Annotated in this window: 13 protein-coding genes; 7 read left to right on the top strand and 6 right to left on the bottom strand. The window is 57.7% G+C overall.

What is annotated here, in order from left to right:
• Positions 1-190 precede the first annotated feature (190 nt).
• Entirely contained in the window at positions 191-1,360 is a 1,170-nt protein-coding gene (locus VGR81_07980) for an energy transducer TonB (protein HEV2288875.1), read from the bottom strand.
• 199 nt (positions 1,361-1,559) lie between these two features.
• On the opposite strand from VGR81_07980, the gene ileS reads away from it, so the two are divergent.
• From ileS to VGR81_07955, 5 genes are read left to right on the top strand one after another with little or no spacing between them, the layout of a single operon-like run.
• Positions 1,560-4,406: an isoleucine--tRNA ligase gene (gene ileS / locus VGR81_07975; protein ID HEV2288874.1), complete on the top strand. Its 2,847-nt coding sequence runs from the start codon at positions 1,560-1,562 to the stop codon at positions 4,404-4,406.
• Positions 4,407-4,409: 3 nt separating this feature from the next.
• Positions 4,410-4,922, top strand: a complete 513-nt coding sequence (gene lspA, locus VGR81_07970; GenBank protein ID HEV2288873.1) for a signal peptidase II — start codon at positions 4,410-4,412, stop codon at positions 4,920-4,922.
• Between the two features lie 2 nt (positions 4,923-4,924).
• Positions 4,925-5,764: a prolipoprotein diacylglyceryl transferase gene (gene lgt, locus VGR81_07965; GenBank protein HEV2288872.1), complete on the top strand. Its 840-nt coding sequence runs from the start codon at positions 4,925-4,927 to the stop codon at positions 5,762-5,764.
• A complete protein-coding gene (locus VGR81_07960; GenBank protein HEV2288871.1) occupies positions 5,739-6,749 on the top strand; it encodes an RluA family pseudouridine synthase in 1,011 nt (336 codons plus the stop codon). The genes lgt and VGR81_07960 overlap by 26 nt, the downstream gene beginning before the upstream one ends.
• Before the next feature lie 12 nt (positions 6,750-6,761).
• Complete coding sequence (locus VGR81_07955) at positions 6,762-7,799, top strand: VWA domain-containing protein (protein ID HEV2288870.1); 1,038 nt, start codon at positions 6,762-6,764, stop codon at positions 7,797-7,799.
• Between the two features lie 58 nt (positions 7,800-7,857).
• Here VGR81_07955 and VGR81_07950 read toward each other — a convergent pair whose 3' ends face one another.
• The gene (locus VGR81_07950) at positions 7,858-8,982 is read right to left on the bottom strand and encodes a VWA domain-containing protein (GenBank protein HEV2288869.1); all 1,125 of its coding nucleotides are present in this window, start codon (positions 8,980-8,982) and stop codon (positions 7,858-7,860) included.
• A 113-nt stretch (positions 8,983-9,095) separates the two neighbouring features.
• On the opposite strand from VGR81_07950, the gene VGR81_07945 reads away from it, so the two are divergent.
• Positions 9,096-10,163 carry a VWA domain-containing protein gene (locus tag VGR81_07945; protein ID HEV2288868.1) on the top strand — a complete coding sequence of 356 codons (1,068 nt, stop codon included), beginning with the start codon at positions 9,096-9,098 and terminating at the stop codon, positions 10,161-10,163.
• A 225-nt stretch (positions 10,164-10,388) separates the two neighbouring features.
• Here the strand turns inward: VGR81_07945 and VGR81_07940 are convergent, their stop codons facing one another.
• From VGR81_07940 to VGR81_07930, 3 genes are all read right to left on the bottom strand, one after another.
• Positions 10,389-13,379, bottom strand: a complete 2,991-nt coding sequence (locus tag VGR81_07940) for an ATP-dependent DNA helicase (GenBank protein HEV2288867.1) — start codon at positions 13,377-13,379, stop codon at positions 10,389-10,391.
• Positions 13,380-13,495: 116 nt separating this feature from the next.
• The gene (locus VGR81_07935; protein HEV2288866.1) at positions 13,496-13,903 is read right to left on the bottom strand and encodes a hypothetical protein; all 408 of its coding nucleotides are present in this window, start codon (positions 13,901-13,903) and stop codon (positions 13,496-13,498) included.
• 159 nt (positions 13,904-14,062) lie between these two features.
• Complete coding sequence (locus tag VGR81_07930; GenBank protein ID HEV2288865.1) at positions 14,063-14,602, bottom strand: hypothetical protein; 540 nt, start codon at positions 14,600-14,602, stop codon at positions 14,063-14,065.
• Positions 14,603-14,809: 207 nt separating this feature from the next.
• On the opposite strand from VGR81_07930, the gene VGR81_07925 reads away from it, so the two are divergent.
• Entirely contained in the window at positions 14,810-15,994 is a 1,185-nt protein-coding gene (locus VGR81_07925; protein ID HEV2288864.1) for an acetyl-CoA C-acetyltransferase, read from the top strand.
• 36 nt (positions 15,995-16,030) lie between these two features.
• Here the strand turns inward: VGR81_07925 and VGR81_07920 are convergent, their stop codons facing one another.
• On the bottom strand, positions 16,031-16,462 hold the full coding sequence (locus VGR81_07920; protein HEV2288863.1) for a hypothetical protein: 432 nt from the start codon (positions 16,460-16,462) through the stop codon (positions 16,031-16,033).
• Positions 16,463-16,493 lie beyond the last annotated feature (31 nt).

The following is a 16,493-nucleotide window of genomic DNA, read 5'->3' as shown; positions in this document are numbered from 1 at the left end:
CCCAGTGCCGCATTCCGCGGTCCTCTCATGCCGCGTATCCTAGCAGAGGCGCGCCCGCGTCATTCACGCCAGTTTTCATCGCTGTGCCGAGATATGAATCATTCCGCGCGCACGCTTCAGAAAGCTGGCGCACAAACTGAAGTTAGCAAGAAGAATTCGGTGATACATCAGCAGGTGAGGTTGCTGCCAATCAGTAAAGCCGGAAATCAACTTCGATTTCCATGCGCACCGCAGCCGGGCGTCCGTCAGGCCCCATAGCCGGCTTGAAGTGGTAGATATCGCGCACAGACTTTACAGCCTCTTCGTCCAGTCCGTAGCCCAGCCCCTTTGCGACATGAATGTTGGTAGCGCGTCCGTCTACGCCCACTACTATATCCAGCACCACAGCCCCCTGAATCTTCAGTTTGAATCCGTCATCAGAGTACTTGGGGTCAGGGCAATAAACGCACACTGGAACCCCATAGCCATTTTCACCCGCATTCGGTGTTCCGCCACCCACGCCATACCCCTCGCCTTGTCCGATTCCGGCGCCATTGCCATTTCCAATTCCGCTTCCGCTGCCGCTCCCCATTGAATCGTTCACCAGCTTCGAAACCGGATCGCCATAATTCGGAAGGTCGGGATTCGGTATGTGGATGTTCGGCGGCACCACGACGGTCGGATCAACTGTCAGTTTCGCGTGCTCGGGTGGCCTTGTAAGCGGGGCGGCAAATTGCGTCGTCGCAAACTTAGGTAGCCGTCCTCGCGCGGCGGGAAGATTATCGGCGCGGCCTCCGCCGCCTCCTGCGCGCTTGTTGCCCATTGCCAGCTTGGGCAGATACTCCGAAATCGGAATCTCCGTTACTCTCGTCGAAGCCGCCTGCGTGGGCGGCGACATAAACTCCGGCAGCAGCGGCAAAATAATCAGCACGATAACCACGACGTGCGCCGTAAGCGAGAGCGCCTGCACTTTCGTAAATTGCTGGTTCTTCGACCAGATCTCCGGAACAGGAATCGGCTGGCTCGTCACTTCCAGCGGAGGGAGTTTTCGCGGCGCAACCGCTTCGTGGATGCGGTCCCAGAACATCGCAAACCAGCCTTGCGACGTGACCAGCATGTCCGAGTGGATGGGCTTTCGCGCCGAAGGCGGCAGCGGTCGCAGCCATTCTTTGAAATTGTCTTTAAGGCTGGCACCGAATCGCGAGGGCTGAAACGCCGCCGAGGGAGTGCCGCGCGGCACTTTGATCGGCCGTTCAGTCAGGAATTCCTTGACGTTCGAGAGAAACACCGCCCACCACGATTCGCGGGCCACCGCGATTCGCGAGTACCTAAGATCCAACCGGGCTTCTTCGCCCGTCTGCGCCTTTTTCTGCTCGTCCATTGGTCGGCCTATGCGGTCCTTCTGCCTACACCATCACGCTCCCAAATCGGCTTTCCATTGCTTAGATTCCAAGGGGCTGGAAAGGATGTACGCCCTCCTGCGGCTGACACCTAACTGCTTTTCATTGTACCATAATCATGCTCGGTGCAGCGACGCGCCCGTCACACTAGAATAGCAAAATAGGCTGAGAAAAGGGTCCATGACGAAACTGCTTGACCTCAAAAGCACAATCAATCTTCCCCGCACCGATTTTCCCATGAAGGCCCAGTTGCCCTCTCGCGAGCCTCAGCAACTCGCCCTGTGGGACCAGTACGGCCTTTACCACCGCGTCCAGGAAATCCGAGCCGGCGCACCACTTTTTGTCTTCCACGATGGCCCTCCTTACCCCACGGGGGACATCCACCTTGGTACGGGCCTGAACAAAATCTGTAAGGACATGGTCGTCAAATCCAAAACTATGGCCGGCTTCCGTGTGCCCTATATTCCCGGCTGGGATTGCCACGGCTTGCCCATCGAGACTAAAGTTGAAAAAGACCTTGGCGGAAAAAAGCACAGCGTTTCGGCCGCTGAGTTTCGCCGCCTGTGCCGCGCCTTCGCCACTAAGTACATTGACTCCAACCGCCGCGACTTCAAGCGCCTCGGCATCCTTGGCCAGTGGGAATCGCCTTATCTGACGATGGACCATGACCACGAGGCCGTCATCGCCAGCGCCTTCCTCACGTTTTATGAAAAGGGCTACGTCTACAAAGGTCTCAAGCCCGTCTATTGGTGCCTGCACGATCGCACGGCGCTCGCCGAAGCCGAAGTCGAATACGAAAATCACACCAGCCCCTCGATCTACGTTCGCTTCCAGCTCTCTCAGGATGCCGTCAATGCTGGAAAAGTCCCCGCCGCGCTCAAAGGCAAAAATGTCTATGCCGTCATCTGGACCACCACGCCGTGGACCATCCCCGCCAGCATGGCGCTCGCCTTTCATCCTGATTTCCAATATGCAGCAGTCGAAACGACGACCGGGGAAATCTATCTCATCGCCGACCAGCTTCGCCGCAGCGTCGCCGAGGCTTGTGGTTATACAGAGTCAAAAGTTGTCGCAACGTATAAAGGCAGCGAACTCGAAACCGCGCGCCTGAAATTTCGCCATCCCTTTCTCGATCGCCTCGAACCCGCCGTCCTCGCCGACTACGTCACGCTCGATCAAGGCACCGGAATCGTCCACACCGCTCCCGGCCACGGCGCGGATGACTTTCGCACCGGCCAGAAATACGGCATCGAGACCTATGCGCCTCTTGACGACGAAGGCCGTTTCATCGAAGGCTTGCCGGAATACAAAGGCAAGAGCGTTTTTGAAGCGAATCCCATCGTCATCAACCTCCTCCAATCGCGGGGAGCGCTGCTCGCTCAGGGCAAACTTCAGCACAGCTATCCGCACTGCTGGCGCTGTCACAATCCCGTGATTTTCCGTGCCACAGAGCAGTGGTTCATCAATCTCCAGCACGACGATCTGCGCAAGCGTTCGCTCGAGGAAATCCACAAAGTAAAGTGGTCGCCGGCGTGGGGTGAAGATCGCCTCAGTAGCATGGTCTCCGAACGTCCCGATTGGTGCATCTCCCGCCAGCGTTTCTGGGGCGTGCCTCTGATTGTTTTCTATTGCGAGCAATGCGGCCAGCAGTTGAAGGATTTTCGCGCGCTTCGCAACGTCATCTCCTGGTTCGAAAGGGAAGGCGCCGACGCGTGGTTCACGCATTCCGCCGAGGAGCTATTGCCTCCGGGCACAAAATGCTCGTGCGGCTCGTCGCGTTTCCGCAAGGAAAAAGACATTCTCGACGTGTGGTTCGAATCCGGCTCGACGAGTCTCGCCGTGCTCAAAGGCGAAATGTGGCCCGCCGACGTCTATCTCGAAGGCCCCGATCAATATCGCGGCTGGTTTCAAAGTTCTTTGCTCGTCGCCATGGGCACGCGCGGCCGCGCTCCTTATAAGCAGGTCGTCACGCATGGTTGGACGCTCGATGCCGAAGGCCGTCCCATGTCGAAATCCGCCGGCAACGGCGAGCTTCCGCGCGAAATCTGCGAAAAATGGGGTGCCGATCTGCTGCGTCTGTGGGTCACTTCGCAGGATTATCAGACCGACATGCGCTTCTCGGAAGGCATGATGGTGCAGCTTGCCGAATCCTATCGCAAGATTCGCAACACGTTCCGATTCGCTCTCGGCAATCTCGCCGGCTTCGATCCCGCGCGCGACATGGTCTCCGACGCCGAGCTTCTCGAAATGGACGCCTGGATGCTCCATCGCGCCGGCGAACTCATCGCGCAATGCCGCGCGTGGTATGACGCTTTCGAATTCCATCGCGTCTTCCACGCTCTCCACGATTTCATGGTCGTCGATCTAAGCGCATTTTATTTCGATGTGCTGAAAGACCGCCTCTATACGTTCGCGCGTCGCAATAAGAGCCGCCGCTCTGCGCAGACGGCCATGTATCGCATCACGAGTGCGCTCCTCCGCCTCGCCGCGCCCATTCTCGTTTTCACCGCCGAAGAAGTCTGGAAACATTTTCCTCGCGTCTCCGGCGATCCCGAAAGCATTCATATGATGCTTTTCCCTGCACGGCAGGAGCTTGCGCCACAGGTCGATTCAACCAAGCGCGAAAATTGGGAATCGCTGATGGCCATTCGCGAGCAAGTGTTGAAGAAACTCGAGGAAGCGCGCAACGCCAAGGTCATCAACAGCGCCCTCGAAGCTAGCGTCCAGATGCGCGCGCGCGGCGAGACACTCGACCTCTTGAAGAATTACTCCTCCTGGCTCCCGCAGATCCTCATCGTCTCTCAGGTTCACGTGAACGCGGCAAACGGTACATCTGCAACAGCTGCGGCCGCTGGTCCCGTTGACGAAATCGAAATCGCGCGCGCCGATGGTAAGAAATGCGACCGCTGCTGGAACTATTCCGTCCACGTCGGCGAGAGCTCCGATTACCCAACGGTCTGCGAACGTTGTGTCGCCGCCCTCGCGGAAATCGAGCGCACTCAGAACAGCGCGGTCGGGAGCAGCTAGCTTATGGCCTCTTCTCGCAGCATCGCGTGGCGCTGGCTGATCGTGATCATTGTCGCTGTCCTCGCTGCCGACCAGCTCTCCAAGCACATCATCGAGAAATACACTTCGATGGACTATCTCCACACTGTTATTCCCGGGCTTCTGAATCTGACGCACACCTATAATCCCGGCGTGGCCTTCAGCCTCTTTGCCGACTCTCATTCGCCCACTGTGCGCCTGTTTCTCGTGTTTTTTTCCGTCGTCGTGATTTTTTTCCTGGTCTGTTTGCTGGCCGCGGAACGCGCCGGTGGCCGCACGGGACAGATCGGCATGGCCATGATTCTGGGCGGCGCACTCGGCAACGTTCTCGACCGTCTCATGCGCAATGGCGTCACCGACTTCATCGACTTCCATGTCTATTCTCATCATTGGCCCACATTCAATGTCGCTGATTCCTCCATCGTCATCGGCGCTGCGCTGGTTTTAGTGGAACTCTTCCGCGATTGGGGGCGTAGTAGCAAGAGTCAAGGAGCCTGACGATGCATCCCCTTTTGGGGACAATTCCGACTCCGTGGGGCCCTCTCCCCATCTATTCCTACGGTGTCCTCGTTGCCTTAGGTGTTCTTCTCGGTCTCTGGTATGCGCGCTGCTACGCCAAACGCGTCGGCCTCGATCCTGATCGCGTCTGGAATCTCGGCATCTACATGGTGCTCGTGTCGCTTGTTGCCGCCAAGCTCTGGTACATTCTTGCCGGTGCCGGCTACTATTCCCGCCACGCGTCCGAGATCTTCACCCTCGCTACATTGAAATCCGGCGGCACGTTTTATGGCGGCGTCATCGGCGCCATCCTCGTCGCGCTCCTCTACACGCATTTTCAGCGCCTCCCGCTTTTGCCTCTCGCGGATAGTTATTGCGCCGGTTTGCCTCTCGGCCACGCGATTGGCCGTCTCGGCTGTTTCGCCGCCGGCTGCTGCTATGGCAAGCCAACCTGGCTTCCCTGGGGCGTCATTTTCACCAATCCCAAGGCGGCCGAAATCGTCGGCACGCCTCTGAACATTCCTCTTCATCCCACGCAGCTTTACGAATCGTCGGCCGAATTCGTCAATTTTCTGATTCTGATTTTCTTGGCCCGCAAGCAGCGCTTCAAAGGCGAAATTTTTGCGGCCTATTTTCTCCTTTATGGTTTCGAACGCGGCGTGATCGAATTCGTTCGCGGCGATCCGGGGCGTACATTGTTTCTCCGTGGAAGATTTTCGCTGATGCAGGTCGTCAGTCTCGTGATGATCTGCATCGGCGTGTGGATTTGGCGCTGGAGCGCAAAGCGCGCGCGTCACGCCCACGCAGTCGCGCACGCTGCTCCCGCGGAGGCGCACCATTAACTTCCGCTTCACCGCGAACGCGGAAGCCGCCGGCCAGCGCCTCGATCGTTTTCTCGCCGCGCAGCTTCCCGACCTAAGCCGCACGCGCGTGCAATCTCTCGTCGAGCGCGGCCATGTGCGCATCAACGGCAAGTCTGCGAAGCCGTCGCATCGCATCGAGGCAGGCGACGCTCTTGTTGTTGAGATACCGCCCGCTTCGCCGCCGGAAACGCGGCCCGAAGCGATCCCGCTCGAAATCCTCTATCGTGACGATGATGTCGCCGTCGTCAATAAACCGGCAGGAATGATCGTCCATCCCGGCGCGGGTGTGAAAACCGGTACGCTCGCCAACGCCCTCGTTCACGAATTCGGCGCTGGAGCTTCGCTTTCTTCGCTCGGTGGCGAATCGCGCCCCGGAATCGTCCATCGCCTTGACCGCGAAACTTCGGGCGCTCTCATCGTGGCGCGCAACGACAAAGCCCATCGCGTTCTCGTCAACCAATTTCGCAACCGCGAAATCGAGAAAACGTATCTCGCCTTGGTCCACGGCAAGATGAAAAGCGACTCCGGCCGTATCGAGCTGCCCATCGCACGCGACCTCCATCGCCGCATCCGCATGACCACTCGCCGCCGCGAAGGCCGCGCCGCTCGCACCGATTTTCGCGTCCTCCGGCGCATCGATGGCTTCACGTTTCTTGAAGCCGATCTCCACACGGGCCGCACGCATCAGATTCGCGTCCACTTTTCCGCGCTCGGGCATCCCATTGTCGGCGATACGCTCTATGGCGCACCTCGCGAACCAATCGTAGGCTCCGCGCTGCTTCCCGCCCTTGGCCGCAATTTTTTGCATGCCTTCCGCCTCCGTTTTCTGCATCCAATAAACCTGACGCCAATTGACGTCCGCGCGTCGTTGCCCCGCGGCTTGGCTGATTACTTGCGTGAGATCGGCCGAACCGCCGGGGTCACTGCGGATTCGATTGACGCTGTGCTGGAGCCGTACCTATAATTAAATTTCGTCGTGCGCAAAACTCTGAAAATCTCGCTCGCTGTTTTGACGTTTCTCCTGCTTGCCGCGGCCGCCTCCGCGCAGCAGACTCAGTTGCCTCCTCCGCCTCCCCAACAGCAGGGCCCACCGCCCAAAACGGTCATCCACGTAGGCTTGGTTCATCTCGTCGCCGCTGTCACTGACCGCAGAGACAAATTCGTCACCGATCTCACCAAGAACGATTTTTCTGTCACCGAAGACGGCAAGAAGCAGGACATCACCTATTTCGCACGCCAGGCCGATTTGCCCTTGCGCATCGGCGTTCTCCTCGACACTTCCAATAGCATTCGTCTGCGCCTGCATTTCGAGCAGGACGCGGCAATCGATTTTCTATATAACGTGATTCGCCGCAATCGCGACCAGGCCTTCCTGATGACCTTTGATACCGAACCCGAAGTGGTTCAGGACTACACCGATGACGTGGGTGAATTGAGCGAGGTGATTCAAAAGCAGAATTCCGGCGGCGGTACGGCGCTGAACGACGCGATTTACGCCGCCAGCCAAAAACTTGTCAGCGCTCCTTTAGCCGAGGGCCCGAATCCGGATGTCCGCCGAGTTCTGGTTGTCATCAGTGACGGCGACGATAATCTCAGCGACCATCCTCTGAGCGACGCCATTCAGATGGCCGACCGCGCCGGCGTCTCCATCTATGCCATCAGCTCCAATAACGACTGGACAACGACGGACGGCACCAGCGCGGTGAAAGCCATAAAATCCGAAGGCGATAAGATTCTGGAAGAATACGCCGATGAAACAGGTGGCCGCGTTTTCTTTCCTTATCGCGTCGACGACCTCGCCCAGTCATTCCTCGACATCGGAACCGAATTGCGCAGCCAATATTTGATTGGTTATTCGCCTCCGTATGCCGTATTGGACGGGAGGTTCCACAGCGTGAATCTTCGCGTCGATCGCAGGGGTCTCACGGTTCGTTCTCGCAAGGGTTATTTCGCCGTTGCTCCAGTCGCTTCGATTTCTGGCCAGCCCGGTACGGGCGCATCCCCGCAGAAGTAGCTCGCCCGCGCTTTTCCAGTGGAGCGAATCGGCTATTCTCAAACTCCAGAGGGGTTTGTTACTCGTTTGCGCTGCTTGGTGCGTAATAACCCGCGCGCGTCAGCGTGCGCAGGTTCTTATCCGTGGTTTCCACTTTGATCTTGCGGAACGTCCCATCCGCTTTCGTATTCGAAGGGTAGTACGCGACGATGTACTGGCTGCGTAGCTCCTGCGAAATTTCTCCGAAGGCCTTGTCCAGATCGTTGTCATTCCGAATCGAAATCACGCGTCCGCCGGTTTGGTTCGCCATTTCGTGCGCCACCGCCCCGCCCGTGTACATCTGTCCGCTCAAGAAATAAGCGGCGCGTTCCGCGATCAGCAGAAAGTGAACTACCGCGTTCGCGTTTTGCGCCGCCAGAATCGCGTCCTTTTCGGTCTCCGTGCTCCCTTCGTCTTCCGCGTCCGTCAGTATGATGAGCGCCTTCCGTCCCGCTTCTTCCGGCATTTTTTCATTACACACGCGATAGATTGCGTCGTATAGCACAGTGCTGGGAGTTGGTTGATTCGTTGGGCCCAGACCCGTTGGCACAAAGATTTCCGCTTTTTCGAAGGCCTGTTGCAGCAATTCCTGGTCGTCCGTGAAGTCCGCCAGCATGTGCACTTCGGCGTCAAACGACACCGCCATCGCCAGGTCGCCCTTTTTCAAAATATCCCGCACAAATCGGTCCGCCGTTTGCTTTTCCGCCTCCAGCAGGTTTTGCTGGCTTCCGCTCGTGTCAATCATCATCGCCAGCGTGATCGGATCGGTCATATCCTTCGAAAAAAACGCGATCTTTTGCTCCACGCCATCTTCGTACACATGGAAGTCGTTTTGGCCCAGGCCCTGAATGATCGCTCCATGCTTGTCGCGCACCGTCACGTACAGCCGCACCAACTTCACTTGAATCCGCGTCGTTCCCGTCTGTGGCAGTTGTTGGTTCTGGCCTTCGCCTTTCGGTTTCTTCACAGGAATTTGCACCGGAATTTGCGGCACCGCATTCCGCGATGCCGCTGCTGCGCGCGATGCAGCCCACGCAATGCCAGTCCCGTGCATCCAAATCTGCGGAGCGGCCAGAATCGCCAGCCCGGCCAGAATCGCCGCCGCGCACGCGCTTCGTGCGGTAATTGTTTGTGGAATCGTTGTATACTTTTGAAGGTTCTTCATCGCGGATAGTTCGATGCGGCTCCCTTCCGAACGGATGTGTCTGGCTGCCGGGATAGTTTGCCGCACCCTGTACCGCGCGTCCACGAAGAACTTCAATCAGGGGGATGGTAACAATGAAGCGATCCTTGGCGCTGCTGCTCGCTGCACTTCTATTCCCCATGTGCCTTAGCGCCCAGTCCGGTTCCGGCTCATCGCAAATCGGCGCCGCACAGTCGAAGCCCCCGCAGCAAAATAAGCCGCCCAGGATTGTGATTCCATCCAAAGCGGTCGTCGTCCCCGTAACCGTAAAAGACGCTCAGGGAAATCTCGTCGCCAATCTGGAGGAAGAGGACTTCCGCGTCTTTCAGGATGGCGTCCAGCAAGTCATCACGAACTTTTCTGGCCGGGCCCTGCCAATGTCCGTTGTCGTCCTTCTGGACGATGATTTGGAGGCCAGAGCTGCACAGGCGGTTCAGCAAAGCCTCGACAGTGTCGCAGCCGGATTCGGACCGAACGACGAAGTCGCCCTGGTTCGCTTCGATGAATATCCGAAGACTGTGCTCGATTTTACTTCCAACAACGACACGCTCTTCGCCAAGCTGAAAGACATCCGCACCAGCGAAAAAGACGCTCTCGATTCGCGCGATTCCACTTCTCCATCCATGGCTATGACCTCGCCTCCGCGTCTCAATGGCCAGCCCATCGGCCCCGGCGCGAATATTCCCGTCGTGGCGAGCACGAGTGGCGTCACGAAGCACCTCGACGACGCTGTTCATTACGCCGCCGATATGCTCCGCACGCGCAACCGCGACCGCCGTAAGATCATCTTCATCATTTCTGATGGGACGAATGCTCGTTACAATCAGTGGAATCTCAACACCACGCTTCAATCGTTGCTTTCCTCTAACATCACTGTTTACGCCATTGCCGTGGGCGGCATTCTCGACCGCCCCGAAGGCGTTGGCCATCTCTCCTCGTACACGCACACGACGGGCGGCGATGTTTTTCATGCTCTCAAGCAGGGTGATCTCGAACGCATGTACGCAGAGCTGACCGAGGAAGCGCGCAATCAATACACGCTCGTCTTCAGTCCCACGAACACCGCCGGTCGCGGCAATTATCACAGCCTCGAAGTCCGCGTCGAGCGCCCAAATCTTTCCGTCACCGCGCGCCAGGGTTATTTCGCTCAGCTTCAGCCCTGACGTTTCGCGCTTCCTCTTTTTTTTTTGCGCTTGACATCCCGGGCAGCCGACCGTATAGAAGAATGATGCGGATGAGATGCGTGCCGGTAAAGCGCGCCTGATTCGCGGGAAGTTTGTGGGGAGATCGCTTCCGTAGTTCATGCGCGCGGCTGCTGGAAAGTTTTCAGAGGCCGCAAAAATGGTTCACCGAAGGGCAGCCGTAATGGCTGCCCTTTTTATTTTCTTTCAGTTTTCGTCCGCGGGTTGAATGGCGATCAGTTGCTCGTGTGCGGCGCAAATCGGCCGGTAATCGCAGCGCCGGCAAATGAAAAAATTCGGCTTCGCTGGAAATTCTCCCGCGCGAATCAGCTCTGCGACTTCGGCAACGGCGTCCTTCGCTTTTTTCAGGGTTTTTCCCTTGCGCGTCGTTTCCACAGCTTCGTTCGTCGTCAGATTGTAAAAAATCAATCGTTCCGGCTCGAGCTCCAGCACTTCCTCCGCCGCAATCGCATATAAGCTCAATTGCAAGCTTTGGTCCGCTTGTTTCGCTTGCTTCGGATTGCCCGTTTTGTAATCGATAATCTCAATCGCGCGCGGCCCGCCGTCCTGGATCCGGTTGATTTGGTCCATGCGTCCTAGAATTACCACGTTCGGATCGAGCGGCAGCTCAAACGCCTTCTCCTGATGCAGCACGTCCGCCGGTTCCTTCGCATAGCTGGCGCAAAATGCCTGCAGTTGCTCGAGTCCCGCTTTGCGGTACTCTTCTTCCTGGTAGTCGTCCTGAAACCCAGCAGCTCGCCATTCGCGTTCGAAAATCGCGGCCACTTCTTCGAACGGCACATTTCGCCTCTTGCGAATTTCGCGCACGAATTCGCGAATCGTCGTGTGCATCACGTTTCCGAATGTCATCATCGCCTGCGGCCCGCCGCGAATTCCCCAGACTTGCTGCAGAAGGTATTTCATCGGGCAGCTCTTGTACGTCTCGATCGCCGACGCGCTCAGTTGCAGCGGCTCGCCGCTCGGTGGATGGTACGCCTTGGTCCACAGCGCAATCCGCGAATAGGCGCGCGAATCTGCGGCAATCGCCGGGAAAAGTTGCGGCCGCTCAGGATCCGCCGGCAGCGACCCCACCGTTTCTTCCTCCGTCGGTACGCGGACTTTCGGCGCCAGTTGTTCCGCGTGCATCGCCTTCACTTTAGGATCCTCGAGAATGTCTTCAAGGAACGGCGAAGGCTTCTTGCGCTTGTTCACCACGGTACAAAGTGTCAGCAGCCGCCGCGCGCGCGTCATCGCCACGTAAAAAAGCCGCCGCTCCTCCTGAATGCGGAATTCACCTTTGGGCTGCTCCTCTTTCATCAACTCGGCGGGGAATTCGAGCACCGGCGCTTGCGGCCGCGCCGGAAAATCTCCATCGGAGAGCGTCAGCAAAAAGACATGATCGAACTCCAGTCCCTTCGCCGCATGCACCGTCATGAGCTGCACCGCATCGTCCGCTGGCTCTTCCGTCTGCGTAATCTCGCCGCCCGCTTCCAGAAAAAAATCGAAGTATTCGATGAACGCCGCGAGCGATTTTTCTTCGCTCTTGCTCTCCCATTCTGCCAGGAACGCTGCGAAGCGCTCCAGGTTCAGCCGGTCCGCATCCGAAGGCAGCGGCGAAAGCGCGAGTCCCGCCACGAGCCGGTCAAAGACATTCGTCGCATTCGCTCGCGCCGCAAGTTGCCGCAATTCTTTCAAGAATTGCAGCAGCTCTGCCGTCTTCATCTCCGGCCGGAACGCCAGCTCGCCCTGCGGCGCTTCCAGCACGTCCAGCAGCGATCGTTTCCCACCGCCGCGCTCCGCCATGCGCACCAGATCCTGCGGCTCGAATCCCCAGTACGGCGCCGCAACCACGCGCGCGCATGCCACATTGTCCGAACGAATCGCCACCAGTCGCAAATACGCCAGCAGATCGCGCACCAGCGTGTTCGACAGCACCGAAAGCCCGCGAATCAGAAACGGAATCTTTTTGCGCCGCAGCACATCGACGATTCGCGTGCGGTGCGTATGTTTGCGGTAGAGCACCGCACAACTTCGCCATTTTCGTCCTGCGTCGTGAAGTCGTCCGATTTCGTTCGCCACCCACCACGCCTCTTCCTCCGGCGTGGCAAATTCCGCGATGCGAATCTTCTCTCCCGCCGGATTTTCCGTATTCAATCCGCGATGCGGCAAAAAAGTCGGGCGCTCGTTGTGCTGGATCACCTGGCTGGCGATGTCCAGAATTCGCTTCGTCGAACGGTAATTCTGCGTCAGCGATTTCAGTGGCAGTCCCTCCGCGCGCGCTCCCTTCGCCGCTTCGCAGAATCGCTCAAAGAAAATCGTGAAGCTTCCGAACGACGCGCCGCGAAACCGGTAAATCGCCTGATTGTCGTCGCCCACCGCGACGATGTTGTGGTGCTTGCCCGCCAGCAGCCACAGCAATTCGAGCTGCGCAATATTCGTGTCCTGAAATTCGTCTACGAGCACGTAGTGATATTGTTCGCGCAGCCGTTCGAGCCGTTCCTTGTCCCGTTGCAGCAGTTGTACTGCCTGCATCAGTTGTCCGCCGAACGTAATCAGGTTCTTTTCGCGCTGCAGCCGCTCGCTGATGCGATATGCCCGCGCCACTTCTTCCTGCCGCGCCAGATTTTCTTCTTCCGCTGCACGTGCTTCGTCATCGAGCGAGCTTTTCCTCGCCTCATGGGCCTTGCGCAATCCGCCGACGTACTGCTGATAATCTTCCGCCGTCACCAGCTCGTCCTGGCAGCGCGAAAAAAACTTCACGAAGTCGCTCAAAAATTCGCCCGGCGACGCCAGCCGCGTGAAATGCTTTAGCGCAAGCTCGCGAATGTTCCGCCGCAGCAGGACCCAGTGCTCCACCTCGTCGATGCCGCGCAGTGATTGATTCGCTTCGCACAGAATTTTGTCCAGGCAGAATTTGTGAAACGTGCTCAGCCACACGCCATCGGCGCGCGCGCCCGCGGCTTTCACCACACGCGATTTCATCTCGCCCGCGGCTTTGTCCGTGAACGTCAGCCCGAGTATGTTTTCGCCGGAAAGTCCAGGATTCGTTTCGAGGAGATGGCAAATTCGCCGCGTGATGACGCGCGTTTTGCCCGTTCCTGCGCCCGCCACGACGAGCAGCGGCCCTTCGCCGTGCTCCACCACGGCAAGTTGTTCCGCGTTCAGCTCCGCAAATGCATCTGAAGTAGTGGCCGGCATCCTGTTGAGAAACAAATTCTATCGCGCTTCCCGCCGCCGCTCCAAATTTCCGCAGGATCGCTCACCGGCCACGATTCCGGTCGGCGAATGCACTCAGCCTTCCGTCCGCGCAATCCTCATTTACTGCTCGATCGACCTCCTTGCTGAACAGCCTCTTCCCACGCCATGCACTTTTTCCCCGCTTCTCCATAGTCGGCTTTGTCCAGAACCATTCCATTCGGTGCGCCGGATGCTGCCGATTCCGAGCCGTGCGTCGCCACAGATTCGCCTCCGGGAAACGTCCCGAGCGACTTTGTCCAATATCGCTTGTGTTTCGGTCCGTATTCCGCGAACACCATGACGCTCCAATAGTCGACGCCGTTCGCTCCGGACATCGATTGGTTGTAAGAGCAAGCGTAGTTGCTCATCGGCAGTCCATGAGATGTCGCTGGCGGCATCGGCAAAGGTTTGGGCTTCTTTTGCGCCGTCGCCGTCAACGCGACCCCAACACCAAACGCCAGCATCCAGTATTTTTTCATCGTCATTTCCTTTCCGCGTGTCGCATACCGCTCGCGCACCGCACGTATTTGGCTGCGATATTCATAAATGCTCTACTTAACGCTGGCTTATATTCCATCTCACTGGAAATCCGCAAGAAGGATTATTGCGGGGCCATTGGCCGCGCCAGGGCCGACCCCGATGGTTTATAGCTTCACTCCTTCGCCCTCATCCATCGCCGTCCAGTTCACGCCGTCCTTCGAAGTTTCAATCGCCACTTTGACGTGTCCCGGAGGACCCCAGTTGTAGACAATCCGCTCTCCCGTCGTTTTCCCCGGCACGGCCTTTCGCCCGTATTCAATCCAGGTATTCCCATTGACTTCCATCCGCGAAACGAACGGATTGTCGCCTTTTTCTCCCGCTGCGTAGAGTTCGTAATGCCAGTACGTGTGATCCGCCGTGTTGTACGTGTCCACAACAAGCGACTCCACCGCTCTTCCTCCCCACACATTGCTGAACGTGCACTCCAGATACAAATGATTCGGCGACCATTCGCAGTTCTCATTCCATGTGAACGAACTCGTCTTTCCCGTCCTGCTTTTTGACGTTCCGTGAAACACCCATCGCCCCGCCGAAACATTCAGGTTCTGCTGCTCCGGCGAAAGTCCCTGTCCGTTCGCCGCCATCGCCGGCGCCAAAACACAAATCACTCCGCACACAATCATTAGCATCACTCCGCGTTTCATCTCGCTCTCCTCTCCCTCTTTTCGCGCAAACTCAAATCTCGACCGGCGCAACTACACATCCGTTTCCGCCGCCTGTCAAGCCACGCAAGTCTAACGCTCACGCGTTCTAGATTTCGCCCAAATTGACCCCTTCCTTCCCGCCGCTTATACTGTTTCTTCAGTATAGTTCGTCGCATCTTATATTTGTTCTTGTCAGGAGACATCATCATGGAACAGCCCGTCATTTTAAGCGCCGTCCGCACGCCCATGGGAAAATTCATGGGCGGATTATCTTCTCTCACTGCACCCGAACTTGGCGCGAAAGTCGTCGCCGAATCCGTTCGCCGCGCCGGCATCGATCCCAAATCCGTGGACGAATGCATCATGGGCAACGTCGTCCAGGCCGGCCTCGGACAAAATCCCGCGCGCCAGGCCGCGCTCAAAGGTGGCCTCGATTATCACGTCGCCGCTATGACCATCAACAAAGTCTGCGGCTCAGGTCTCAAATCCGTCGGCCTCGCCGCACAAGCCGTCATTACCGGAGAATCCGAAATCCTCGTCGCCGGTGGCATGGAATCCATGTCCAATTGCCCTTATCTCCTCACGCAAGCGCGCACCGGCTATCGCCTCGGCAACGGCCAGTTGATCGACTCCATGGTCCATGACGGCCTCTGGGAAGCCTACGAGGACTATCACATGGGCGTCACCGCCGAACTCGTCGCCGAAAAATACAAAATCTCGCGTCAGGAGCAGGATCAATACGCGCTCGAAAGCCATCAGAAAGCCGTCCGCGCCATGAAGTCCTGTTTCTTCGAAGCGCAAATCGTTCCCGTGGAAATTCCGCAGAAAAAAGGCGATCCCATCGTTATCAGCAAAGACGAAACGCCCCGTGAAGACACATCGCTCGAAGCTCTCGCGAAGCTCCGTCCGGCATTTAAAAAAGACGGCACTGTCACCGCTGGTAATGCTCCGGGCACCAACGACGGCGCCGCAGTCGTAGTCGTCACCAGCGAACGCAACGCGCAGCGCCTCGGCAAAAAGCCCCTGGCGCGCATCATCGCGCAAGCCGTCGGCGGCCTCGAACCAAAATGGGTCATGATGGCGCCCGTTGAAGCAGTCAATAAGCTGCTCAAGAAAACGGGCTGGGATCGCGACAAGGACGTCGACCTCATCGAACTCAACGAAGCCTTCGCCGTGCAGGCCATAGCCGTCGCGCGCGAGCTGAAGCTCAATCCCGAAAAAATCAATGTCAATGGCGGCGCCGTCGCCCTCGGCCATCCCATCGGCGCCAGCGGCGCGCGCGTACTCGTCACGCTGCTCTACGAATTGCAGCGCCGCAACCTGAAGCGCGGCATCGCGGCCCTTTGCCTCGGAGGCGGCAACGCCGTAGCCATGGCCGTCGAACGCATGTAGACTGGCCTTATGGTGCTATGCGAACCACGAATCCGCTCAGTGACTTTTGCTGGATAGCAGCGCCATTTCCCGCAAGCGATTTTCTAGGTCGATGCGCAGAGTTCTTTGGTATGGACCAATTGTGGAAGCGTCCTCGAACATGCGTGCCACCAAACCTTCGGAAGCGCTGCCAGAGGAGCCCTCAGCGACGTTCTGCGTATCAAAGGTTTCCGCAATGTCGCCTAGATCGTCTTTGACGCGGCACTCAACAAATGCAACGTCCGATTGATTCGCAAATTCCTCATCTTTAGCATTGTCCAGCGTCTTAGTTAGATCATTTAGTGTTTTCAGAAGATCTCTTTTCATTATTCTCAGAGCGGTCGCGTACGTGCCGTTCACATCCGGAGCGAACTTCTGAGCTTGGGCCTTCCATTGCGGTATTTCGGACCGAAGCCCACTGTAAACGTTGAGCAGCTGTGTTTTGTCCATTGGGGCACTTTCCGCGGGATAAAGCTGAGCA

It is taken from the genome of Candidatus Acidiferrales bacterium, from assembly GCA_035934015.1.
Lineage (GTDB): Bacteria > Acidobacteriota > Terriglobia > Acidiferrales > UBA7541 > DAHUXN01.
Note: the sequence above shows the minus strand (reverse complement) of the source record. Positions and strands in the feature narration are given on the sequence as shown.